General features: G+C 72.9%; 18 protein-coding genes. 8 read left to right on the top strand and 10 right to left on the bottom strand.

Annotation, left to right across the window (positions count from 1 at the left end):
* Positions 1 to 210: 210 nt before the first annotated feature.
* Positions 211 to 2,448 (top strand): discoidin domain-containing protein, encoded by a 2,238-nt coding sequence (locus ASE27_RS10485; protein WP_056649567.1) that lies wholly within the window; start codon positions 211 to 213, stop codon positions 2,446 to 2,448.
* A gap of 122 nt (positions 2,449 to 2,570) precedes the next feature.
* A complete protein-coding gene (locus ASE27_RS10480) occupies positions 2,571 to 4,001 on the top strand; it encodes a DUF1996 domain-containing protein (protein WP_082608789.1) in 1,431 nt (476 codons plus the stop codon).
* A gap of 124 nt (positions 4,002 to 4,125) precedes the next feature.
* Here the strand turns inward: ASE27_RS10480 and ASE27_RS10475 are convergent, their stop codons facing one another.
* Entirely contained in the window at positions 4,126 to 6,402 is a 2,277-nt protein-coding gene (locus ASE27_RS10475) for an LLM class flavin-dependent oxidoreductase (protein WP_056649564.1), read from the bottom strand.
* A 116-nt stretch (positions 6,403 to 6,518) separates the two neighbouring features.
* Between ASE27_RS10475 and ASE27_RS10470 the strand changes: the two genes are divergently transcribed.
* Positions 6,519 to 7,037: a MarR family winged helix-turn-helix transcriptional regulator gene (locus ASE27_RS10470; RefSeq protein ID WP_056649560.1), complete on the top strand. Its 519-nt coding sequence runs from the start codon at positions 6,519 to 6,521 to the stop codon at positions 7,035 to 7,037.
* A 5-nt stretch (positions 7,038 to 7,042) separates the two neighbouring features.
* On the opposite strand, the gene ASE27_RS10465 is transcribed toward ASE27_RS10470, so the two are convergent.
* On the bottom strand, positions 7,043 to 7,693 hold the full coding sequence (locus tag ASE27_RS10465; RefSeq protein ID WP_056649557.1) for a YrhK family protein: 651 nt from the start codon (positions 7,691 to 7,693) through the stop codon (positions 7,043 to 7,045).
* A gap of 117 nt (positions 7,694 to 7,810) precedes the next feature.
* Positions 7,811 to 8,833 carry a beta-ketoacyl-ACP synthase III gene (locus ASE27_RS10460; RefSeq protein ID WP_056649554.1) on the bottom strand — a complete coding sequence of 341 codons (1,023 nt, stop codon included), beginning with the start codon at positions 8,831 to 8,833 and terminating at the stop codon, positions 7,811 to 7,813.
* Positions 8,834 to 9,085: 252 nt separating this feature from the next.
* Here ASE27_RS10460 and bsh point away from each other — a divergent pair, with 252 nt between their 5' ends.
* Positions 9,086 to 10,033: a choloylglycine hydrolase gene (gene bsh / locus ASE27_RS10455; protein ID WP_056649551.1), complete on the top strand. Its 948-nt coding sequence runs from the start codon at positions 9,086 to 9,088 to the stop codon at positions 10,031 to 10,033.
* Between the two features lie 98 nt (positions 10,034 to 10,131).
* On the opposite strand, the gene ASE27_RS10450 is transcribed toward bsh, so the two are convergent.
* Both ASE27_RS10450 and ASE27_RS10445 read right to left on the bottom strand, forming a co-directional pair.
* Positions 10,132 to 11,061, bottom strand: a complete 930-nt coding sequence (locus ASE27_RS10450; RefSeq protein ID WP_056649547.1) for an alpha/beta fold hydrolase — start codon at positions 11,059 to 11,061, stop codon at positions 10,132 to 10,134.
* 38 nt (positions 11,062 to 11,099) lie between these two features.
* The gene (locus tag ASE27_RS10445; RefSeq protein ID WP_056649545.1) at positions 11,100 to 12,569 is read right to left on the bottom strand and encodes a carboxylesterase/lipase family protein; all 1,470 of its coding nucleotides are present in this window, start codon (positions 12,567 to 12,569) and stop codon (positions 11,100 to 11,102) included.
* Positions 12,570 to 12,711: 142 nt separating this feature from the next.
* Between ASE27_RS10445 and ASE27_RS10440 the strand changes: the two genes are divergently transcribed.
* The 4 genes from ASE27_RS10440 (at position 12,712) to ASE27_RS10425 (ending at position 17,307) form a co-directional block, all read left to right on the top strand.
* Positions 12,712 to 13,116: a hypothetical protein gene (locus tag ASE27_RS10440; protein ID WP_056649542.1), complete on the top strand. Its 405-nt coding sequence runs from the start codon at positions 12,712 to 12,714 to the stop codon at positions 13,114 to 13,116.
* 58 nt (positions 13,117 to 13,174) lie between these two features.
* Positions 13,175 to 13,846 carry an AIM24 family protein gene (locus ASE27_RS10435; RefSeq protein WP_056649968.1) on the top strand — a complete coding sequence of 224 codons (672 nt, stop codon included), beginning with the start codon at positions 13,175 to 13,177 and terminating at the stop codon, positions 13,844 to 13,846.
* A 95-nt stretch (positions 13,847 to 13,941) separates the two neighbouring features.
* The gene (locus ASE27_RS10430) at positions 13,942 to 15,534 is read left to right on the top strand and encodes a Na+/H+ antiporter (protein WP_056649540.1); all 1,593 of its coding nucleotides are present in this window, start codon (positions 13,942 to 13,944) and stop codon (positions 15,532 to 15,534) included.
* A 135-nt stretch (positions 15,535 to 15,669) separates the two neighbouring features.
* A complete protein-coding gene (locus ASE27_RS10425) occupies positions 15,670 to 17,307 on the top strand; it encodes a peptide chain release factor 3 (protein ID WP_056649537.1) in 1,638 nt (545 codons plus the stop codon).
* A 98-nt stretch (positions 17,308 to 17,405) separates the two neighbouring features.
* Here the strand turns inward: ASE27_RS10425 and ASE27_RS10420 are convergent, their stop codons facing one another.
* From ASE27_RS10420 to ASE27_RS20235, 5 genes are all read right to left on the bottom strand, one after another.
* A complete protein-coding gene (locus tag ASE27_RS10420; RefSeq protein ID WP_056649534.1) occupies positions 17,406 to 18,995 on the bottom strand; it encodes an MDR family MFS transporter in 1,590 nt (529 codons plus the stop codon).
* Positions 18,996 to 19,308: 313 nt separating this feature from the next.
* Positions 19,309 to 20,250, bottom strand: coding sequence for a serine/threonine dehydratase (locus tag ASE27_RS10415; RefSeq protein ID WP_235535421.1), 942 nt, complete (start codon positions 20,248 to 20,250; stop codon positions 19,309 to 19,311).
* A 13-nt stretch (positions 20,251 to 20,263) separates the two neighbouring features.
* On the bottom strand, positions 20,264 to 20,695 hold the full coding sequence (locus ASE27_RS10410) for a hypothetical protein (RefSeq protein ID WP_157257532.1): 432 nt from the start codon (positions 20,693 to 20,695) through the stop codon (positions 20,264 to 20,266).
* Positions 20,692 to 21,378 carry a FadR/GntR family transcriptional regulator gene (locus ASE27_RS10405; RefSeq protein WP_056649525.1) on the bottom strand — a complete coding sequence of 229 codons (687 nt, stop codon included), beginning with the start codon at positions 21,376 to 21,378 and terminating at the stop codon, positions 20,692 to 20,694. The genes ASE27_RS10410 and ASE27_RS10405 overlap by 4 nt, the downstream gene beginning before the upstream one ends.
* A gap of 115 nt (positions 21,379 to 21,493) precedes the next feature.
* Positions 21,494 to 22,990 carry a hypothetical protein gene (locus ASE27_RS20235; protein ID WP_056649522.1) on the bottom strand — a complete coding sequence of 499 codons (1,497 nt, stop codon included), beginning with the start codon at positions 22,988 to 22,990 and terminating at the stop codon, positions 21,494 to 21,496.
* Positions 22,991 to 23,195 lie beyond the last annotated feature (205 nt).

The raw sequence follows: 23,195 nt of genomic DNA, 5'->3' as shown, positions 1-23,195 counted from the left end.
CCTGGACCCCTCCAGCACCCGCGCCGGCTCCGGGAACTTCACCCCGGCCGCACGAACGTGGGAACCGTTCCCTTGACAGCCCTCCCGAACGCCGGAATACTCCGAATTCGGATGAGAGCGCTCTCCCGGATGGATCCAGCTCGACGAAGAACTGACTCCCGGAGCCTGCCGACGACGGCCAGGACTCCTGTCTCCCCCGAGAGGTAGAACATGAGACCCCCGCACACCCCTGCCAGACCGCAGCACCGGAGGCGGCGCAGCCTGACCGCGCTCGCCCTGTCGCTCCTCGTCGCGTCCGCGACCCTGGTACCCGTCGGAGCAGCCGAGGCGGCCCCGACCCTGCTGTCCCAGGGCAAGCCGGCCACCGCGTCGTCGGTCGAGAACCCCGACTACACGCCCGCCTCGGCGGCAGTCGACGGCAACCCCGGCACGCGCTGGGCCAGCGCCTGGTCGGATCCCCAGTGGATCCAGGTCGACCTCCAGCAGCGCTCGACGATCGAGCGCGTCGAGCTCCAGTGGGAGTCGGCGCACGCCAAGGCGTACCAGATCCAGGTCTCGGACGACGCCACGACCTGGACCGACGTCTACTCGACGCAGAGCTCGACCGGCGGTGACCAGACGCTCGCCGTCACGGGCGCCGGCCGCTACGTCCGGCTCCTCGCGACGCAGCGCGCCACGGGCTACGGGAGCTCCCTGTGGGAGCTCAAGGTCTTCGGCACGCCGGGCGCCGGCCCCGTCGATCCCGTCGATCCCGTCGACCCCGACTACGTGAACCCGGGCCACCCGAACGTGCCCGTGCCGGACTCGGGTCCGAGCACCGTGAAGGTCGTGGGCAGCAGCGGCGACTGGGACCTCCAGGTCGACGGCAAGCCGTACACGGTCAAGGGCTTCACCTGGGGACCGGCGTTCGCCTCGGCCGACCACTACATGGGTCCGCTCGTCGCCATGGGCGCCAACACGGTCCGCACGTGGGGCACGGGGGCCGACACCAAGCAGCTGCTCGACTCCGCGGCCGCTCACGACGTCCGCGTGGTCATGGGCTTCTGGCTCCTGCCGGGCGGCGGACCGGGCTCGGGCGGGTGCATCAGCTACACGACCGACGCCGGCTACAAGTCGACGACCAAGGCCGACACCCTCCGCTGGGTCGAGACCTACAAGAACCACCCGGGCGTCCTGATGTGGAACATCGGCAACGAGGCGATCCTGGGCCTGCAGAACTGCTTCTCGGGCGCGGTCCTCGAGGCCGAGCGCAACGCGTACGCCGCGTTCGTCAACGAGGTCAGCGTCGCGATCCACCAGATCGACCCGAACCACCCCACGACCAACACCGACGCCTGGGCCGGCGCCTGGCCGTACCTCAAGGCCAACGCCCCGGACCTCGACCTGCTCTCGATCAACGCCTACGGCGACGTGTGCAACATCCGCGAGAACTGGGAGGCTGGCGGCTACGACAAGCCCTACCTGCTGACCGAGGGCGGCGCGGCCGGCGAGTGGGAGGTGCCGGACGACGTCAACGGCGTGCCCGACGAGCCGACCGACATCGAGAAGGGCGCGGCGTACGTCTCGTCCTGGAAGTGCCTCATGGAGCACGAGGGCAAGGCGCTCGGCGCGACGTTCTTCCACTACGGCACCGAGGGCGACTTCGGCGGTGTCTGGTTCAACGTGATCCCGGGCGACAACAAGCGCCTCGGCTACTACTCGATCGCCAAGGCGTGGGGCGTCGACACGTCCGCCATGAACACCCCGCCCCGCATCCAGAGCATGGACGTGCCGGGCTCGACGAGCATCGTCGCCGGGTCCCCGGTGAACCTGAACCTGACCGCGACCGACCCCGACGGTGACCCGATCAACTACGTCGCCTTCTTCAACAGCAAGTACATCGACGGGGCGGGCGGGCTCGCCTGGACCGCGCTCACGCAGACCGCTCCCGGGAAGTTCACGGTCACCGCGCCCGAGCGCCTCGGCGTGTGGAAGGTCTACGTGTTCGCCGAGGACGGCCAGGGCAACGTGGGCGTCGAGACCAGGTCGCTGCGCGTGGTCCCGCCCGCGGTCCAGGGCACCAACCTCGCGCTGGGCGAGCCCGCCACCGCGTCGAGCTTCGACCCGTGGAACGGCGACTACTCGGCCGCCCGCGCGGTCGACGGCGACCTGGGGACGCGCTGGGCCAGCCAGTGGGGCCCGACGGCCTGGTTCCAGGTCGACCTGGGCTCGGTCCGGTCGTTCGACCACCTCCAGCTCGTGTGGGAGGCGGCCTACGGGAAGTCGTACGAGGTCCAGACCTCGGACGACGGCTCGACGTGGTCGACCGTCAAGACCGTCACGGGCGGCAACGGCGGCGTCGACGACATCGACGTCGCGGGGTCCGGGCGCTACGTGCGACTGAACCTCACGGAGCGCGGCACCGAGTGGGGCTACTCGCTCTTCGAGCTCGGCGTCTACGCGCGCTGACGAGACCCCGGGTGGGAGCGGCGCCCCGCTCCCACCCGGACCCGCGCCCGGGGGCCACCGCTCGGTGGTGGGCGCGTCGCGCTCCGGCGCGGCCTCCCGACAACGACGTCACAGGAGGAAGCATGCACCGCACCACTCTCACGTCCCGCCGAGCGCCCGGGGACGCCCCGCAGCGCCACGGCAGGCCGCGTGCCCGACGACGGGCCCGCGCCCTGGTGGGTTCGCTCTCGGTCGCAGCGTTGGTCACCTCGTCCGCGATCGCGATCAGCGCGGCCGGAGCGGCGAGCGCCGCACCGGGCACCCTGCTCTCGCAAGGAGCGCTGACCGAGGCCTCGAGCTCGGAGTCCGGCGGGCTCGGCCCGCGCTTCGCGGTCGACGGCGACCGGTCCACCCGGTGGGCCAGCTCCCCGGGCGACGACCAGTGGTTCCGCGTGGACCTGGGCGACTCGTTCGCGCTCGACACGGTGGTCCTCGACTGGGAGGCCGCGTACGGCAAGGCGTTCACGATCCAGGTGTCCGACGACGCCGCGACCTGGACCACCGCGGCGACCGTCACGGCCGGCACGGGCGGGCGCCAGACGCTCGACGTCGACGCGACGGGTCGCTACGTCCAGCTCGTCGGGACCCAGCGAGCCACGGGCTACGGCTACTCGTTGTACGAGCTCGAGGTCTTCGGGGACGGCACACCCGTCGAGGTGCCCGAGACCCCGGGGTTCGACGACGAGGTCACGCACCACGAGTTCCAGGCGAACTGCTCGTTCTCGCACTTCGAGAAGGACGACCCGATCGTCTTCCCGGGCCAGCCCGGCGCCTCGCACCTGCACACGTTCGTCGGCAACCGGTCGACCGACGCCTTCACGACGCCCGAGTCGCTCTTCGCGAGCACGGACTCGACGTGCACCGTGCCGCAGGACCACTCGTCGTACTGGTTCCCCGCGCTCTACCGCGGGGACACCCCGATCGCGCCGGACATCCCCATGACGATCTACTACAAGTCCGGGATCGACGACTACACCAAGGTCGTCCCGTTCCCCGCGGGCCTGGAGTTCGTGGCGGGCGACATGATGGCGACCGTCGACTCGTTCCGCACGGCTCCGGGAGCGGTCGAGGGCTGGGAGTGCGGCGAGATCTCCAAGAGCTGGTCGATCCCGGACAGCTGTGCCCCCGGCAGCCAGCTCAACCTGCGCTACCAGTCGCCGAGCTGCTGGGACGGCAAGCACCTGACGCCCGGTGCCGCCTCGCACATGGGGCACGGCACGCACATGGCCTACCCCGTCGCGGGGCAGTGCCCCATGACCCACCCGGTCGCGGTGCCCATGCTCGAGTTCAAGATCGCCTGGCCCGTGAGCGGTGACATGTCGGACGTGCGGCTGGCCAGCGGCTCGGACCAGTCGTGGCACTACGACTTCATCAACGCCTGGGAGCCGGACGTCCTGGCTGCGCTCGTCAAGCAGTGCATCAACGGCGGCCTGCAGTGCAACCCGCGCGGCTACGACCTCTACAAGCCGCACCGGGGGACGGTCCTCGACGAGGACTTCAACCTGGTCGGCTGACCCGAGCTCGACCCCGCGGCGGCCCACCAGGTCGGGGCGGGGTCGGGGACGTCGGCCGACGACGCAGGGCCCCGAGCCGTCAGGGGGCGGCTCGGGGCCCTGCGTCGTCCGCCGTGGGGACCGGTCAGGCGTCGGCCGGCGGGATCGGGAAGTTCGCCGAGAACAGGTTGGTCGGGTCCACCTGGCGCTTGACCTGGCGCAGGCGCGTCAGCGTGGGCTCGGGGAACGCCTCGAGCAGGCGCTCGGGGCGCGCGTCGGTCTCGAACGACAGGTAGAGCCCGTCGGTGTGCGGGTGCACCAGGTCGTCCCACACGCCGTCGATCCCCGCGGAACCTCCCCGCGACCCGAACGCGGCGACCGAGAAGTTCTGGGTGCGGTGCGCATAGGCCGTCGCGTCGGCCGCGACGTCGTTGACCGCGCCGCCGACCGCGCGGAGCTGGAGGAGCTGCGCCGCGCCGCTCCCGAGGAAGCGGGCGAGGTCGCGGGCCGTGGCCTGGTCGACGTGCTCGAGCAGCCCCGAGCGCGATCCCGGTTCCCCGCCGCCCGAGTGCTGGGCGTCGGCCCGGCGCACGATCCCCGAGTACGGGGTGAGCACCGCCTGGTGGTCGAGCAGCGGCGCCGAGTCGGCGAGGCTCTCGAGCGCGCGGATCGCGGCGTCGGTGTCGTCGTCGGCCCACACGGTCATGAGCTGGGCCATGGGCCCGCGTCCGCCCCGGCCCGCGCTCATGTGCAGGAAGCTCGTGAGCTCGCGCGGCGCGGCCTCGACCGTCGCGGCCCAGCGCTCGAGCAGGCCGGCGGTGTCCGAGGCGTCGAGCACCATGATCGAGTAGACGAGGTCCGTCACGGGCGTCGCCTCGACGTCGACCCAGGTCACGACGCCCATGTTGCCGCCCGCCCCGCGCAGCGCCCAGAAGAGCTCGGGCTCGTTCCGGGCGTCCACGACGCGCACCCGCCCGTCCGCCGTGACGACCTCGGCCGCGACGACGTGGTCGATCGTCAGGCCGTGCTTGCGGCCCATGAGGCCGATCCCGCCCGTCGTGGCCAGCCCTCCGACCCCCACGCCCCCGGAGTCCCCCGAGCTGATCGCGAGCCCGTGGGGCGAGAGGACCTCGGCGACCTGACCCCAGGTCCCACCGGCGCCCAGCCGCACGCGGCGCGACCCGTCGTCGGGCACGACGACCTGGTCCAGGGCGCCGACGTCGAGCAGGACCCCTCCGTCGTTGGTCGAGCGCCCGCTGATGCCGTGGCCGGCCGACCGCACCGCGAGCGGAACGTCCTGCTCACGTGCCCAGACGACGGCCTCGGCGACCTCGTCCGCGCTGCGCGGACGGAGCACGACGCCCGGGGCCCCCGAGCGCATGTAGGTGTGCCGCACCGCGTCGTACGCACGGTCCCCGGGCTCGACCGCGCGCTCGCCCAGGGCGGCGGGGAGCGAGTCGTAGTCGATGCCCTCGCGTCGCGCGGCGAGGGCAGCGGCCCCGCGGCGACGTGCGGCCGGCGCCGTGCCGGCGGACCGGCGCGCGGTCGCGACGAGCTCGCGCAGCGCGGGCGCGACCTCCTCGCCGAAGACCTGGATCTCGCGCGGGTCGTCGGTCGCGAGGACGAACCCCGAGACGCCGTCCTCGAGCGCGAGCGCGCCGAGCTCCTCGACCCACTGCTCGGGCGGACCCTGGAGGTAGCCGAGCCGGCTCGTGGAGAACTTGCCGTTGACGTTGAGCATGCGGCGCACCGCGCTCGGGTCGCGGCCCGCGGCGAGCGCGGCCTCGTCGATCACGGCGTTGCCCTTGGCCAGGTCGCCGGGCTGGAGGTAGGACAGCGAGGGCAGCCAGCCGTCACCCTTGCGGCCGATGAGCCGCTGCATGCGGGGCTTGACCGCCCCGATCCACAGCGGGACGTCGTGCGCCGGGGCGGGGCCGCGCTTGGCGCCGTCGACCTGGTGGTGCGTGCCGTGCACGCGCAGGGGCGTGCGGTCGCTCGTGTCCCAGATGCCTCGGATGATGTCGATGGCCTCCTCGAGCGCCGTGACGGCCTCGCCCGGCGCGAGGCGCGGCGTGCCCATGGCCTCGATGGCGTCCCAGAACGCGCCTGCTCCCAGGCCCATGGCGAACCGGCCGCCCGAGAGCAGGTCGAGGCTCGCCCCGGCACGGGCCAGCACGGCCGGCGGGCGCAGCGGCAGGTTGAGGACGTTGCCCGCGACCTGCACGCGCTCGGTCGACGCGGCGACCCACGTCATGAGGGTCCAGGCGTCGAGGAAGGCCGGCTGGTAGGGGTGGTCCTGGAAGGTCACGAGGTCCAGGCCCGCGTTCTCGGCGAGCTGCGCGAGACGCACGGGCGCCTGCGGGTCGCGGTTCTGCGGGGTGTGGAAGGTACCGAGGATGAGGTCGTGGCCGTAGTCCGTCATGCGTGCGCGCTCCGTGTGCCGCGAGAGCGGCGGTCGTCTCCAAGATCGTCTGAGTTACAGACGATATCACCAGCAACTCATCTTCTCTCTAGATCATTCCGTTGTATCCTGGGGGCGTGACCCTCGCGACGCCGGACACCTCCCGCTCCCCCAGCCCTCTCGGCTGGTCGCTCACCGCGCTCCTGCGCGAGTGGAGCGCTCGCGTCGACGCGCTCGCCCAGGACCTGCCCGACGGGACGCGCGGCTACCAGGTGCTCTCCGCCGTCGTGCACGACACCCCGCCCAGCCAGGCCGCGCTCGCGGCGCGGCTCGGGATCGACCGGACCGTCATGACCTACCTGATCGACAAGTACGTCGACTGCGACCTCGTCGAGCGCCAGGCCGACCCCACCGACCGCCGGACCCGGCGCATCGTCGCGACCGGCAAGGGGCGCACGGTCCTCGCCGACCTCGACGCGCGCGTCGCGGCGGCCGAGGAGGACCTGCTCGCGGGGCTCGACCCCGCGGACCGCGCGACCCTGCGGCGCCTCCTCGAGCGCGCCGCCGACGGCGCGGCGCACGACGAGGACCGGTGCGCCGTCGTCGTGCAGGGCATGGACGCCGTGACCGCGCCGCGCGTCCGCACCGCGCGGTAGCCGGCTCACGACGCGGCGGGCGGCACGTCCTCGCCGATCGTGCGGCGCGACAGCAGCGCCGCGACCAGGAAGCACACCGCGCCGAGCAGCGTGCCGAGGTTGGCCCAGAACGCGCTCACGAGCGAGTCCGTCTGCGGCACCACGTACGCGCCCACGGCCGAGGCGCCGAACGCGACCGAGCCCACCAGGTTGAGCCACGTCCCGTGCCACGTGCGCGCGTCCGCGTCCCACAGGTGACCGCGGTCCCGGGTCGCGACGACCGCGAACGCGCTCGAGACCAGGAACGCGACCGACCCGTAGGCGTCGGGCCGCCAGCCCGCGCCCAGGCGCGTGGGGTCGGCGATCGCCGCGCCCAGCGCGGCCGCCGTGCTGATGTTGAAGAAGAGGGTCCCGGCGAGCTGGACGGCCGCGGCCCACCAGTCCCAGCGGTCGGCCGGGAGGGTCCCCCTGCGGGGCACCCGGCGTCCGCTCAGGCTCAGCTGGATCGCCGCGGCGAGCGTGAAGAAGACCGAGCCGATGCAGAACGTCACGCCCACCGCGACGGGTCCTACGGCCTGGGCGTAGAACGGCACCGCGCCGACCAGGAAGCACGCCGACCCGACGACGAACCCCCACGCCTCGCGGCGCAGGCGGCGCACGCGCACGTCACGAGCCATGCGCCCAGCGTGGCACGCCGTCGTCCGGTCGTCTCGGCGGGACCCGCCCCACGGGCCGGTCCGGCCGTCTCGGCGGGCAGCGGGCAGCCCGCGGTCCACCGGTCGACGGCGGGCGGATCAGCGCGAGGGCGTCTCCACGACCTGCCCGGCCCACGCGAAGCCTCCGCCGAAGCCGATGAGCAGCGCGGGCACGCCCGCGGGGATCTTGCCCGAGTGCCACCACTTCGACAGGCCCAGCGGGATGCTCGCGGCCGAGGTGTTGCCCGACTCGGTGATGTCCGTGACCACGACCTTGTCCTCGAGGCCCAGCGCCTTGGCGAGCGGCTCGATGATCCGCAGGTTCGCCTGGTGCGCGACGAGCACCTCGATGTCGTCGAGCGTCAGGCCAGACTTCTCGACCGCGGCACGCGCCCGGTCCGCCGCGCGCGTGATGGCCCAGCGGAAGACCGCGCGCCCGTCCTGCACGAACTTCTCGTCCGGGGCCTCGATGAGCACGGCCGGGGTCAGCTCGGGCTCCGAGCCCCACGCGACCGGCCCGATCCCCGGGGTGTCGGTGCCCTGCACCACGAACGCCCCCGCGCCGTCGGCCGTGAGGATGCACGTCACGCGGTCGGTCCAGTCGGTGAAGTCGGTCAGCTTCTCGGCGCCGATCACGAGGGCCGTGGTCGCGGCTCCCGTGCGGATCGCCTGGTCCGCGAGGCCCAGGGCGTGCGCGAAGCCCGAGCACGCGACGTTGACGTCCAGGATCACAGGCCCGACGACGCCGCGCAGGTCGGGTGCGTCCTCCTCCTCGGGCGTGGACTGGCCGGGCATGACACCCGTGCGCAGGTTGTACGCCACCCGGCCCGCGGTGTTGGGCGAGCGGTCGCGCGCCGTGGCCGTCGCGACGATGACCATGTCGACCGCGCTCGCCGCGATGCCGGCGTCCTCGAGCGCGTGGCGCGCCGCCGCGGTCGCCATGTCGGCCACGGTCTCGTCCTCGGCCGCGACGTGACGCGTCACGATCCCGGTGCGCGACCGGATCCACTCGTCGTTGGTCTCCACCAGCTGAGCGATGTCGTCGTTGGTGAGCGTCCGCTCGGGCTGGTGGTGGCCGATCCCGACGATGCGCGAGCCGGCGGCTCCGGTGAGGGTGAGCATGGGTCGATCATTCCCCCGGGTGGGCGGATCGGCCAAGTCGCCGGTCCGTGCGCCCGACCTCTTGCGGGACCTGGACGACCTCGTGGGACGAGGCGCGCGGGGGCGTGGCCCCGGCCCTGGAGCGCTCGATGCTCGCGGTCTCGCTGAGCACGACCGTCGATCAGAGACGACCATGGAAGGACGGGGGCACGACGCGGGGCACGGCAGACCGCGTCCGCCTCGCCTTGCATCGACGACGACAGGGGTACAGCTATGTGCACGGGAATCAGGTTCTCGGACGGGCAGGGGAACGTCTACCTCGCACGGAACCTCGACTGGACGAGCGGGTACGGGGAGCAGGTGGTGGTCACCCCCACGGGGTACGCACCGAGGTCACCGTTCGGCGCGGTGCCCAGCATCGAGCACGCTGTCATCGGCATGGGCATCGTCGAGGAGGACACCCCGCTCTACTTCGACTGCGGCAACGACGCGGGCCTGGCCGTCGCGGGGCTCAACTTCCCGGGGTACGCGGAGTACGCCACCGGCCCCGTCGACGGCGCGGTCAACGTCGCCGCCTACGAGTTCCCGCTGTGGGTGGCGTCGCAGTTCGCGAGCGTGGACGAGGTCGAGGCCGCGCTCAAGGACGTGGCGATCGTCGACAAGCCGATCAACGACAAGTACCCGAGCTCGCTGCTCCACTGGATCATCGCCGACGCGGAGCGCGCGATCGTCGTGGAGTACACGAGCGACGGCATGCAGGTCTTCCACGACGACGTCGACGTCCTGACGAACCAGCCCGGGTTCTCCTGGCACCACGAGAACCTGCGCAACTACCTCAACACCTCGCCCGAGTTCCCCCAGGACACCGTGCTCGGCAGCGCGCACCTCACTCCGTTCGGCTCGGGCTCGCACATGCGGGGGATCCCCGGGGACTACTACTCGCCCTCCCGGTTCGTCCGCGCCGCGTACGTCAACAACCACTACCGGGCCAAGGAGACCGAGGAGGAGAACGTCAGCCGGGCGTTCCACACGCTGCAGCAGGTCGCGATGGTCGACGGGTGCGCCGCGATGGGGTCGGGCGAGTTCGAGATCACGATCTACACCGGGCTCTTCTCCTCCCGGACCACGACCTACTACTGGAACACCTACGAGGACCCGGCGGTCCGCAGCGTCGCGCTCGCCGACCACCCGACGGACGGCGACAAGCTCGTCCTCGCGTAGACGTCCGCCGGCTGCGCCGACGCGCGACCGGGCCCCGGAGGGTGTGCGGGGCCCGGTCGGTGCGGGGCCGGACGAGCACCGAGCGACCGAGGTCCCGCTCACCCCCCGATCATCGAGCCCTCGACCTCGGCCAGCAGCTCGTCGACCAGGCCCAGGAACACCGACGGGTCGTCGCGCCGCACGCAGTGCCCCGCCCCGGCGACCCGCACGACCCGGCCCCTGCCCGCGAGGACCTGCTCGGCTCGGCGCGCGCCGTCGTCGGGCACGAGCGAGTAGCTCGACACCTCGCCCGCCGCGACCACGACCGGCACCCGCCCGCCGAACGCGACGGGCCAGTCGCGGGCGGTCCACTCGTGCGGGACCTCCAGCAGGCGCGGCGAGACCGCTCGCTGGGCGCGGGCCCAGGGCTCCGACTCCTCGGGCGACCACTGCGGGAAGCGCGCGCGGAAGTCCGCCGCGAGCTCCGCCGTCAGGCGTACGCGGGCCGCCTCGATGCCCGGCGCGAGGAAGAGCGGCCGCCCGCCCTCGTCGTGCTCGGCGTCGAGCACGCCCCACGCCGGGTCCTCCAGGACCAGGCCCAGGACCAGGTCGGGGTGGCGCAGCGCGAGCTCCTGCGCCGTCAGGCCGCCCATCGAGTGCCCGACGACGACCACCGGGCGCCCGAGCACGTCCCGGACCACGCGGGCCGCGTCGTCCGCGAGCGCCGCGAGCGTGAACGGCTCGTCGGGCAGCTCGGAACCTCCGTGGCCGCGCGCGTCGAGCGTCAGGACGTCGCGCGTGCGGACGAGGTGTCGGACCGTGCCGGGCCAGCACTCCCCCGAGTCGGTCACGCCGTGCAGGAGCAGCACGGGCGGGGGCTGCGGGCCGGGCGCGGCGGCGCCGTCCCCGGTGGGACCCGTGGCCCGGTAGAGCCTCCAGGCGTTGGGGCCGGTCCGGCCGGTGAGCGGGTCCGCGGTGGAGGACGGTCGGGCGGGCGGTACGGAGGACGAGGCGTCGAGGACGTCGGTGTCGGGGCGGCTGCTGTGCACGGGAAGATCTTCGACCCGCGCGACCTCTCCTGAAAATCTCAGGGCGCGTCGAGCGCGGCCCGTTCGTCGTCGCGCGGTGCGAGGACCACGGGGTCGCCCTCGCCGTCGAAGACCCGCACGGGCCGGGTCTCGTCCCAGCGCTGCCAGCCCGGGTCGCCCGAGGTCGCGAACGCGACCCACGCGCCGTGCATCGCGGTCGCGAGCGACTGCGGGGCGTCGGGGCCCGCGAGCGCGACGGAGTCGGGCGTCGCGAGACCGTCGAACACGAACCCGAGCTCGACCGCGTGCGCGGCACCGAGGTCCTGGACCGGGCTGCGCCACGCGAACTCGTACACGAACGTCTCCGCGCCGGCGGACCGGCGCGCGTCGGCGACCTGCTGGAGCGGGACGCGCAGCAGGACGTCGGTCGCGAGCGCCCCGAGGAGCTCCCCCGCGGTCGCCCCGGGGCGGTTGCGCCGGAACAGGCGGACGGCCCGGGCCGAGATGCCGACCTTGCGCCGCGCCACGGCCAGGTGCCACCACCGGAACCGGCTCAGCAGCCCCGTGGGCACGAACCAGAGGCGGTACTCCTCGGTCGTGGCCCCGATCAGCAGCGGGATCGTGCTCCCGGCGCCCGCGACGAGCGCGTCCTGGGGCGTGCGGGGCACCAGGTCGTCGTCGAGGACGAGCGCGAACCCGGGCCCTCCCGTGAGCGGCGTGGCCCCCGCGGTCACGCGGTCCTGCGAGGCGACGAGCGCCTCGGGCAGGACGGTTGCGAAGCCCGCGCGCGTCGTCGGGACCCCCAGGTCCTTGCCCATGGCGCGCGTGATGCGCCCCGCCCTCGCGGCCGGCTGGGCGGACAGGGGGCCGCTCTGGACGATCGCCCGGGCGACCAGGTCGGGGGCCGAGGGGTGCGCGAGGATCGCCGAGACCGTGTTGCCCCCGGCCGACTGGCCCGCGAGCGTCACCCGGCGCGGGTCGCCACCGAACGCCGCGACCTCGTCCTGGACCCAGCGCAGCGCGGCGAGCTGGTCGGCCAGGCCGAGATTGCGGGGAGCGCCGTCGAGCACCGAGAACCCCTCGGCCCCGAGCCGGTAGTTGACGCCGACGAGCACGACGCCGTCCTGGGCGAACCGCGTGCCGTCGTAGCCCGCGAGCGCGTTGGACCCGTGCGCGAGCGAGCCGCCGTGCACCCACACCACGACGGGGAGCAGGTCGGTGCCTCGGTCCGCCGGGGTGAAGACGTTGACGTGGAGCACGTCGTCCCCCGCGACCGTCACGGTCGGCAGCAGGGCCCCGAGCGCCCCAGGGTAGGGCGACTGGGGCGCCGTGGCCCCGTGGCACGTCGCGTCCCGGACGCCGTCCCACGGCTCGACCGGACGGGGAGGCGCGAAGCGGCGCGCGCCGAACGGCGGAGCCGCGTACGGGACGCCGAGGAACTGCTCGACGCCGTGGGCGACGGTCCCCTCGACCGCGCCATGGCTCGTCACGACCTGCACCCGACCGACGGTCTCGCTCTGCGCGCTCATCGGGCCATCGTCTCCCCGGGAACCTGTGGGCAGCGGCGGCGCGCCGTTGGGCGCGCTGCGAGCCGTGGTCGGGCGCGGCCGGGTCCGGGTCGACGTGCCGGCGGGGCTGGCGGGAAGGCGCGGTAATTGCCAGACTGCTGCGATGCCCGACGACGAGGTCGCGACGAGCCCCCACGACCCGGCACGCCCGGCGACGGAGGTCCACCCGGTCCACCCGGTCCGGCGTGCCGTGCTGCTGGCCGCCGCTGCGCTGGTGGTGCTCGTGTGGAGCGCGACGCTCGAGGTCGTGTGCGCCGCGGCGGGGAGCGGGACGGACGGCTCCTTGGACATGCTGCCCCCCTGCCCGGCGCAGAGCACCCGGACGGGTGCGGCGATGGTGTCGGCGGGCGTCGTCGTCGCAAGTCTGGTCCTCCTGCTCGTCGCCCGCCGACAGGCGTGGTCCCGCAGCCCCGGGGTCGAGCGTCTGGTGTTCGTGACGTTCGTGGTCGTGACGGCCGGGGCGGTCGTCGCCGCCCTGTTCTCGACCGGGTTCGACCCGACGATCTAGGTCGTGACCGGTGTCCTCGCGAGTGCAGCGGCTCCCCGTGTGCCGGATGATCGGTGCCATGCGCAGCACACTCATGAACCACACCGAACAGCCCGGCGAGCCGGGGAGCTTCCAGCTGCAGAACGACCGCATGCTCAAGGTCGACCTCGCGGGCACGGGCGGCTTCTTCTACGCCCGGCAGGGCTCCATGGTCGCGTACCAGGGCGACGTCGACTTCGCGTACGAGGGCTCGGGCGGTGTCGCCAAGATGTTCAAGAAGGCCTTCACGGGTGAGGGCATGTCCCTCATGAAGGTCTCGGGCAGCGGCGACGTGTTCCTCGCCCAGGACGCGGACCAGGTGTTCGTCCTGCACCTGGAGGGCGAGTCCGTCACGGTCAACGGCTCGAACGTCCTCGCGTTCGAGAGCACCCTGACGTGGGACATCAACCGCGTCGAGGGTGCGTCCATGATGAGCGGCGGACTCTTCAACACCACGTTCACGGGCACGGGTGCGCTCGCCGTGACGGCGTACGGGACGCCCGTGGTCCTCGACGTCGACGAGCCCACGTACGTCGACATGCAGGCCGCGGTCCTGTGGTCGAGCTCGCTCACGTCCACGATCCGCAAGACCGCGAAGCTCTCGGCCGCGATCGGCCGCGGGTCGGGCGAGGCGTACCAGCTCGGTCTCACGGGTCGCGGCATCGTCGTCGTGCAGGCCTCCGAGGGGCACCCGATCCCGACGGCGAAGTAGCTGCGAGCGGTGCTGGGCCCGTGCCACGGGCCCGGCACCCTGACCACCGGCCGCCCAGGCGTGCCGGGCGCACGAGACCCCCCCAGGAGGCAGCGGTGATCGGCCTCGAGCTCGTCGTGGTCCTCGGCGTGGTCATCGTGGTGTGCGGGATCCTTGCTCGCCGCACGCGGGTCGCCGACCCGATCCTGCTGCTCGTCGCGGGGATCGTCCTCGGGTTCGTGCCCGCCCTGCGGCAGGTGCACCTGCCTCCCGAGCTCATGCTGCTCGTCTTCCTCCCCGTGCTCCTCTACTGGGAGGCCATCACCATCTCGTTGCGCGAGATCCGCGCGACCCTGCGCGGGATCGTCCTGACGAGCACGCTGCTCGTGGTCGTCACCGCGGCGGCCGTCGCGACCGCCGCCCACGCGCTGGGTCTGCCGTGGGGTCCCGCGTGGGTCCTGGGCGCGGCGGTCGCCCCGACCGACGCGACCGCCGTCGGCGTCCTCGCACGCGCCCTGCCCCGGCGCACGGTCACGGTCCTGCGGGCAGAGAGCCTCGTCAACGACGGCACCGCGCTCGTCCTCTACGGCGTCGCGGTGGGCGTGACCGTGGGCGAGGAGACGCTCAGCGCCGGGCACGTGACCTGGCTGTTCGTGCTCGCGTACGGCGGCGGGATCGCGGTGGGCCTGCTCGTCGCGTGGCTCGCGGTCCTCGCCCGGCGCCGCATCGACGACCCGCTGCTCGGCAACGTGGTCGTCCTGCTCATCCCGTTCACGGCATACCTGCTCGCCGAGCTGATCGAGGCGTCCGGCGTGCTGGCCGTGGTCGTGTGCGGTCTCGTCATGAGCCAGGTCGGGCCGCGCATCGGGCGCGCGGCCACGCGGCAGCAGACCGTCGCGTTCTGGTCGGTCTCGACCTACCTCATCAACGCGTCGCTGTTCGTGCTCGTAGGGCTCGAGGCACAGTCCGCGGTGCGCAACCTGGTGTCCGAGGACCTCGTCACGGCGATCGTCGGCGTCGCGGTCGTGTGCGTGGTCATCCTCGTGGTGCGGTTCGCGTTCCTCGTGCTCTCGGCCTACACGATCCGGCTCGTCGACCGGCGTCCGTCCCAGCGCGGGCGGCGCGTCACGAACCGGGCGCGCGCGGTCAGCACGGTCGCGGGCTTCCGGGGCGCGGTGTCGTTGGCCGCGGCGCTCGCGGTGCCCACGCACCTGAGCTCGGGCGCGCCCTTCCCCGACCGCGACCTCATCGTCTTCATCACGTGCGGCGTGGTCGCGACGACGCTCGTCGTCCAGGGGCTCCTGCTGGCCCCGACGATCCGGTGGGCGCGCCTGCCCGACGACGACGGGCTGGCTCGCGAACGTCGGCTCGCCGACGAGACGGCCGCGCAGGAGGCCCTCGACGCGCTCCCGGACGTCGCGGCGGCGCTCGGCACCGACCCGTCGGTCGTCGACCGGCTGCGTGGCGAGTACGAGGAGCACCTCACGCTGCTCCGCGCCCGGGACGGCGAGGGGGACGACCCCGACCCCGCGGTGCTCCTCGACGACGAGTACACCGAGCTGCGCCTCGCGCTGCTCGCTCGCAAGCGCGAGACGGTCGTGCGCCTGCGCGACCAGCGGGCGATCGACGACACCGTCCTGCGGCAGGTGCAGGCCCGGCTCGACCTCGAGGAGATCCGGCTGAGCCGCGGTGATCCCGCCCCGGAGTGAGCCGTCGCCGCCGTGGTCACGGCCGGCTCGATCTCGCGGGAGAATGGAGAGCTGGGTGCTGCGTCCCGCGCGGATGCGCCCCGCCCCCTTGCCCTCGATCGCGCAGGAAACTGCAGGAAGCCACAGGACGTTCCAGTGCCCTCAGCGGACCAGCCCACCACGCCCTCCAGCACCACCACCCCGGCCAGCCCGGCGAAGGAGCAGGCGACCGTCCTCGCGGAGGCCTCGCGCCGCCGCTCGTTCGCGGTCATCAGCCACCCCGACGCCGGCAAGTCGACGCTCACCGAGGCGCTCGCGCTGCACGCCAACGCGATCCGCGAGGCGGGCCGCGCCGACGGCAAGGCGGGCCGGCGCACGGTGTCCGACTGGATGGACATGGAGCAGGACCGTGGCATCTCGATCACGTCCGCGGCCCTCCAGTTCACCTACCGCGACGCGATGATCAACCTCGTCGACACCCCGGGGCACGCGGACTTCTCCGAGGACACGTACCGCGTGCTGTCCGCGGTCGACGCCGCGGTCATGCTGGTCGACGCCGCCAAGGGCCTCGAGGTCCAGACCATGAAGCTCTTCGCGGTCTGCAAGCACCGCGGCATCCCGCTCATCACGGTCATCAACAAGTGGGACCGTCCGGGCAAGGACGCGCTCGAGCTCATGGACGAGATCCAGGAGCGCACGGGCCTGGTCCCCACGCCCCTCACGTGGCCCGTGGGCGTCGGCGGCGACTTCCGGGGCGTGCTGGACCGCCGCACGGGTCAGTACGTGCACTACACGCGCACGGCCGGCGGCACCACGATCGCGCCCGAGGAGGTCATGGGCCCGGACGCGGCCGTGGCGCGCGAGGGCGATGCCTGGACCACCGCGGTCGAGGAGGCCGAGCTGCTCGCCGACTCCAACGGCGACCACGACCAGGAGACGTTCCTGGCCGGGCAGACGACGCCCGTCCTGTTCGGGTCCGCCGTGCAGAACTTCGGCGTCCACGCGCTGCTCGACGTCCTGGTCGACGTCGCGCCCTCGCCGTCGCCCCGCGTCACGGTCACCGAGGACACCCGCCCGGTCGAGGCGCCCTTCAGCGCGTTCGTCTTCAAGATGCAGGCCGGCATGGACACCGCGCACCGCGACCGGCTCGCGTTCGCGCGCATCTGCTCGGGCGTGTTCGAGCGCGGCATGGTCGTGAGCTCGGCCCGCACGGGCAAGCCGTTCGCGACCAAGTACGCGCAGCAGGTCTTCGGTCGCGAGCGCACCATCGTCGACACGGCCTACCCGGGCGACGTCGTGGGGCTGGTCAACGCGGCGGGCCTGCGCGTGGGCGACACGCTCTACCTGGACAAGAAGGTCGAGTTCCCGCCCCTGCCGACGTTCGCCCCCGAGCACTTCGCGGTCATGCGCGCCAAGGACGTCTCGCGCTACAAGCAGTTCCAGCGCGGCGTCATGCAGCTCGGCGCCGAGGGCGTGGTCCAGGTCCTGCGCTCCGACCTGCGCGGTGACCAGGCCCCGGTCCTGGCCGTGGTGGGCCCCATGCAGTTCGAGGTCGCCGAGCACCGCATGGCGACGGAGTTCAACGCGCCCGTGTCGCTCGACCGCCTGGGCTACTCCATGGCGCTGCGGACCACGAAGGACTGGGTCGCGCAGCTCAACGAGCAGCCCGGCGTCGAGGTCCTCCAGCGCGAGGACGGCGAGTACCTGGCGCTCTTCCCGGACCGCTGGCGTGTGACGTCGGTGCGCAACCGCCTCGAGGGCGTGGTACTGCTCGAGGACGAGATCTTCGGCTGACCCTCCTGCCCTGATGCCCGACGGCGGAGCGCACCCACGTACCTGGGTGCGCTCCGCCGTCGGGCATCAGGGGGTGCCGGACCGGTGACCGGCAGGCCTCACTTCGCGACCGCTGCGCCCCTCGCGACCAGACCCGCCTGGTCGGAGAGCTTGAGCTCCTTCATGAAGAACGCGATGACGAAGCCCAGCACCCCGAGCGGGACCAGGTACCAGAAGGCCGGCGCGAGCGCGTCGGTGTAGGCGTTGACGACGAGGTCGTGCAGCGCCGCCGGCAGCTCCTTGACGGCATCCGGTGTGAGAGCGTCCGGACCGAAGTCCTTGGGCATCTCGCTCGCCGGCAGCTCCTTGGTCGCGTCGGCCAGGTTGGACGTCAGCCTCGAGGTGAACACGGTCGAGAACACGCTGGTGCCGACCGCGGCCCCGATCTCGCGCAGGAAGTTGTTGGTGGACGTCGCCACTCCCACCATCTCGGGGGCGACCGAGTTCTGCACCGCGATCACGATGGTCTGCAGCACGAGGCCCAGCCCGAACCCGAGCACGAAGATCATCGCGCCGAACGTCAGCATCGAGATGTCGGCCGTGAGCTGCGTGAGCAGGACCAGCCCCACCGTCGCGATCCCCATCCCGAGGATCGGGTAGATCTTGTACCTCCCGCTGCGCGCGATGAGCAGACCCGAACCGATCGCCGTGATCATCAGGCCCACCGTCATGGGCAGCATGAGCAGCCCCGACTCGGTCGCGCCGTAGCCGTGGGCCATCTGCAGGAAGGTCGGCAGGAACGACAGCGCCGCGAACATCGTCATCCCGAGGATCAGGGCGATCGAGACCGAGACCGAGAACGTCCGGCTCCGGAACAGGTGGAGCGGGATGAGGGGGTCGGCCACGCGGGTCTCGACGACGAGGAAGGCGATCAGCGCGAGCACCGTCACGACCAGCACCGTGAGCAGGGCCGGGCTGCTCCAGTCGTACTTCTTCGCGCTCGTGATCGAGCTCCAGCTCGTGAGGAGCACGATGCCCGCGGTCGTGACCGCCATCAGGAGCGCGCCCCCGACGTCGAACCGCTTGCTCGGCGTGCGCGACGGGAGCCGGAGCTTGAACCAGGCGATCCCGAACGCGATCAGGCCGATCGGGACGTTGAGCCAGAAGCACCAGCGCCACCCCGGCCCGTCCGTGAACCAGCCGCCCAGCAGCGGTCCCGCGACCGTGGCGATCCCGAACACCGCCCCCATGGGACCCATGTACCGGCCGCGGTCCCGGGCCGAGACGATGTCGGCGATGATCGCCTGGCTCAGGATGACCAGGCCCCCGGCCCCGAGCCCCTGGACCGAGCGCCACACCACGAGGTCCACGAACGACGACGACAGCGCCGAACCCGTCGAGCCGACCACGAAGATCGCGATCGCGACGAGGAACGGCAGACGACGCCCCCGCAGGTCGCCGATCTTGCCGTAGATCGGCATCACGATCGCGATCGCGAGGAGGTAGGCCGTGATGATCCACCCCTCGTCCTGGGCCGCACCGAGGTCCCCCACGATCGTGGGCAGCGCCGTGCCCACCACGGACTGGTCCAGCGCGGACAGGAACATCGCAGCCAGCAGGGCGCTGAAGATCACGTAGACCGTGCCCTTGGACAGCACCAGCTCGGGTTCGCCCGGGGCCTGGGTCGTGGGTCGCGCGGTGTCGCTCATCGCAGGGTCCTTCCTGGCGGCCGGTGGGTGCTGGGGACCGTCGGGCGCTGGCGTCCGACGATCGGCGGGACGTGACCTGAACGCGCGAGAACCGCCCCGGTTCCTGGGGGAACGTCGGCGGGCGGCCGCCCGGACGGGGTGCGTCCGGGCGGCACGTCGCGCCCCTCCAGGGTGGGACGGGGCCCCTCGGGGCGCAACAGGGGCGCCGCGGTCGGGCGCGCTCGCCAGGGGCGCGTGAGCGAGGGGGCACGCCCGGAACGGAACAGGGCGGGCCTGCGGACGGCGACCCGACGGAAGGCAGGCCGGGCAGCGATCAGCGCACGAGGTCCGAGGGGTCCGTGTTCGCCCCGCACAGCACGACCGCGACGGTCTCGCCCGGCTCGGGCACGTAGGCGCGCGACTCGAGCGCGGCGAGCGCCGCAGCGGCACCGTGCTCGACGACGAGCCGCCGCTCGTCCCACAGGTGCCGGCGCGCGGCGACGATCGCCTCGTCGGTGACCAGGACCGAGCACACGCCGTCGCTCTGCGCGAGCGAAAGCGCCATCTCGGAGGTGCGGCGGGCGCCGAGCGAGTCGGCCGCGACCGACGCGACGGGGACGTCGACTACCTCGCCCGCCGCGAGCGCGGCGTGCAGGGCCTGGGCCCCGCGGGGTTCGACCGCCACGACCCTGATCCCGTGCGGGTGCGCCGCAGCGGCCACGCCGCTGAACAACCCGCCGCCTCCGACCGCGACGACCACGGTGTCGACATCGATCCGCGCCGCGACGATCTCCTCGATCAGCGTGCCCGCCCCCGCCGCGATCAGCGGGTTGTCGTAGGCGTGCGACGCCAGTGCTCCCGTCTCGGCCGCGAAGCGCTGCGCGGCGTCGAGCGCCTCGGCGTACTCGGACCCCACCTGGTGGACCTCGGCGCCGAGCGTGCGCAGGCGCGCGACCTTGACCGCCGGCGCGGACTCGGGCACGAACACGGTCGCCCGGACCCCGTGGGCCCGCGCTGCCCACGCGTTCGCCATGCCAGCGTTCCCGCCCGACGCGATCACGATCCCGGCCTCGGGCAGCGTGCCCGCATCCAGGTGCGCACCCACGAAGTTCAGGGCACCCCGAGCCTTGAACGAGCCCGTGTGCTGCATGAGCTCGAGCGCGAACACACCTGTCGCGGCACCGAGCGCACCGGGGTCCATGGGCGCGAGCGCGACGGGACGCACCTGCCCCGCGATGCGCTGGGCCGCGGCGAGGACGTCCAGGTGGTCGATGATCATGAAGGGAACCCTACGTCGCGGGCGCCCCGTGCGGAGCGCCGTCGACCACCGGCGCGACGAGGCCCAGCGCCCACTCGAACCGGTCCTCGGGCACGGCCCACTGGACCATGCCGTCCGGGACCCGGATCATGACGACCGTCGTCTCGGGCGGGACGGTCCACAGCTCCCTGTCCTTCGCGGGCCGCACGGTCGTCGGGTCCAACCCGTCGGTGGGCACGCTCAGGCGCCTGGTCGAGATCGCTCCGGGGGTGAGCCTGACCTCCTCGAAGCTCCAGATCGGGGACAGGTTCGGGTGCAGCCCGTGCACGGTGCGGAGGTAGCACGAGATCCCTCCCGACCGACGGAGCTTCAGCTCGCGCCTGCGCGCCCGACGCTCCGCGAAGTAGGACCCAAAGATCCCCTCGAGCAGCGCACCGATCAGCTCGCCCAGCGCCTCCATCACAACCCCGCCTCGCGGTAGAAGCCCTCGATGTGCTCGCGCACCGCGTCCGCCGCCCCGGCACCGTCGCCGCGCGCGACCGCGTCGAGGACCGCGCGGTGCTCGGCGCGCAGGCGCACCGCGGTGCGGGGCCAGTCCTCCAACCGCTCCGTGCCGACCTCGACGTAGGACTCGATCGCACCCCGCAGGCCCGTCATGACGGCCTCCACCAGGACGTTGCCCGCGAGCCGGACGAGGGCCACGTGGAACGCCGCGTCGAGCTCGCGGAAGCGGGCCGGGTCGAGCGAGGGGTCGTCCATGGTGTCGAGCAGCGCGACGGCCTCGGACAGTCCCGCGCCGCCGGCGGTCGCGGCGGCCTGCCCGACCGCCCAGGTCTCCAGGAGCACCCGGGTCTCCACGACGTCGCGGACCACGAGCGTCCCGGACGCGACGTGCAGACGCACGGCCGCCCCCAGGCCCGCGGCGGGCCGGTCGATGACGGTGGCTCCGGCGTCGGGCCCCGAACCGACCGCGGTGCGGACGATGCCCATGGCCTCCAGGACGCGCAGCGCCTCACGGACCGAGGGGCGCGAGACGCCGAGCTCCTCGGCGAGCGCACGCTCGGCCGGGAGCCGTTCACCGAGGCCCCAGCGGCCTGCGGCCAGGTCGGCCTCGATGCGGGCGAGGACGATCTCGTGGGTGCGCACGAGGTCAGCGTAGTGCCGCGGGGCGTCGGCAGGACGAGCACGGCAGCTCGGTCACGCTCGTCCTGACGACGCCCTGCGGGAGACCGGCTGGGGCGTCAGTTGGTGTCAGTCGGTGTCAGTCAGAGTCAGTCGGTGTCAGGCGCCCGCTCCGCAGGAGCAGGACGACCGTTCCGCCGACGACGAGCAGCGCCGCCGCGCCGACCGCCGTTCCGAGCGCGGTTCCCGTCGTGGCGAGCCGGCCGGGCTTCTGCGACTCCCGGGCCCCGTCGGCGGACGACGGGACCGACGCCGTGGAGGGCTCGCCCTCCGTCGTCGCGCCGGACGTCGAGGTGCCCGTCGACGAGCCCGTGCTCGACCCGTCGCCCGGTGCGTCGGCGGTCGGCTCGTCGGCCGGCTCGTCAGTCGGCTCGTCGGCCGGAGGCTCCGACGGCTCCGACGGCTCCGACGGCTCCGACGGCTCCGACGGCTCCGACGAGACCGTGACCGTCTCGCTGTCCTTGAACGGCGCCAGCTCCCACGTCGCGTAGATCTGGCAGTCCTCGCCGAGGGGAGTGCTCGTGACGTCGCTCTGATGGTAGGACGTGCCGTCCCCACCGCCGCGCGCCGTCAGCATGACGGATCCCTCGTCAGCGACGGCGTCGGCACACAGCCTGACCTCCGCGGGGTAGGTGGGGGCGTCGTGAATGACGAGGACGCCGTCCGTCGTGAGCTCCGCGTGCCCGGCGGACTCCTCGCACACCCGGACGGGCACGTCCGAGCTGATGGCGATGGGGCTCCCGAAGGCAGTGGTCCTGAGGTCCCACGAGATCTCCTGCCCGGCCAAGACCGTCGGGTTCGTCGCGGTCACGTCGACCCACTCGCGGCCCATGTCCGCGAGCCAGGTGATCTCTTCGTGGTCCAGCCCGAACATGTCGCAGTTGACCCCGTCGGTGACGCACCAGACCATCGACTGGAGCGTGAGCCGCTCCGACACCGATCCGTCAGCCCGACCAGTAAGGCCCAGGGGGGACGTGTAGCCGTCGCGGATCATCGTGTCGACGGCGGCGAGCTGCTGCTCGTTCAGACGTTGCGGGCTCACCAGGGTGGGGAACGGGATCGGGACGTCCCCTTCCGCGAGCACACCGCCTGGCAGCAGGTTGTTGCACGTGTTCAGGAGGGCGTCGGTGCAGAACGACCACTCGGACACCGGGCGGTCGGTCGCGGCGTCGTACCGGACGGCGCACAGCGGCGGGTGCGAGCTGGCGTCGGCCGTCCCGTCGACGTCGTAGAGCGGGACGAGCTGTCCCGCGTTGTACGCCTCCAGCCGCTCGCCGGAGACGAGCGTGAGGTCGGTGTAGTAGTCGGGCCCGGACCACCTCGGGTCGTGGTGCGTGGCGCCAGGGCACATGGCGGCAGAGAACTCGCCCACGGGGGACGCCGGAACGTCGACCGTGGCGACCGGTGCGGTCGCCGCGAGCCCGTCGTCGGTAGTGGTGGCAGTGGTGGATGCCGCGGTGGCGACCGGTGCGGTCGCCGCGAGCCCTCCGGTCGCGGCGACGAGGGCGGTCAGTGCAGCGACGGCGCCGACGACGAGCCTCCGAGAACGCGGGGGTGTCGGTGTCGGGACAGGCATGACGAGATGAACCTCCAGCAACGAGAAGAGCGCGAGCCCGAGGATGGCGGGCTCGTCGACTCAGCCCACGGCGGGCCGGCAGTCCGCAGGATAAGAGGCCTTCCTGTGTGACGGAGGCCACGTGGCAGCATGCTCGGCTCCGCCCTGGCGTTCGGGGGACCAGCCGCGTTCTGACACGCCGTCCGCATGTGGTCTGACCACATGC

This window comes from Oerskovia sp. Root918, assembly GCF_001428945.1.
GTDB lineage: Bacteria > Actinomycetota > Actinomycetes > Actinomycetales > Cellulomonadaceae > Oerskovia > Oerskovia enterophila.
This window is presented reverse-complemented; position numbering and strand designations above follow the sequence as displayed.

Excerpts from the sequence above, each read along its gene's own strand:
- ASE27_RS10435 (WP_056649968.1), top strand. The coding sequence starts at position 13,175 with ATGCGCAGCACACTCATGAACCACACCGAACAGCCCGGCGAGCCGGGG.
- ASE27_RS10460 (WP_056649554.1), bottom strand. The coding sequence starts at position 8,833 with ATGCTCACCCTCACCGGAGCCGCCGGCTCGCGCATCGTCGGGATCGGC.
- ASE27_RS10480 (WP_082608789.1), top strand. The coding sequence starts at position 2,571 with ATGCACCGCACCACTCTCACGTCCCGCCGAGCGCCCGGGGACGCCCCG.
- ASE27_RS10475 (WP_056649564.1), bottom strand. The coding sequence starts at position 6,402 with ATGACGGACTACGGCCACGACCTCATCCTCGGTACCTTCCACACCCCG.
- ASE27_RS10485 (WP_056649567.1), top strand. The coding sequence starts at position 211 with ATGAGACCCCCGCACACCCCTGCCAGACCGCAGCACCGGAGGCGGCGC.
- ASE27_RS10465 (WP_056649557.1), bottom strand. The coding sequence starts at position 7,693 with ATGGCTCGTGACGTGCGCGTGCGCCGCCTGCGCCGCGAGGCGTGGGGG.
- ASE27_RS10440 (WP_056649542.1), top strand. The coding sequence starts at position 12,712 with ATGCCCGACGACGAGGTCGCGACGAGCCCCCACGACCCGGCACGCCCG.
- ASE27_RS10445 (WP_056649545.1), bottom strand. The coding sequence starts at position 12,569 with ATGAGCGCGCAGAGCGAGACCGTCGGTCGGGTGCAGGTCGTGACGAGC.
- bsh (WP_056649551.1), top strand. The coding sequence starts at position 9,086 with ATGTGCACGGGAATCAGGTTCTCGGACGGGCAGGGGAACGTCTACCTC.
- ASE27_RS20235 (WP_056649522.1), bottom strand. The coding sequence starts at position 22,990 with ATGCCTGTCCCGACACCGACACCCCCGCGTTCTCGGAGGCTCGTCGTC.
- ASE27_RS10420 (WP_056649534.1), bottom strand. The coding sequence starts at position 18,995 with ATGAGCGACACCGCGCGACCCACGACCCAGGCCCCGGGCGAACCCGAG.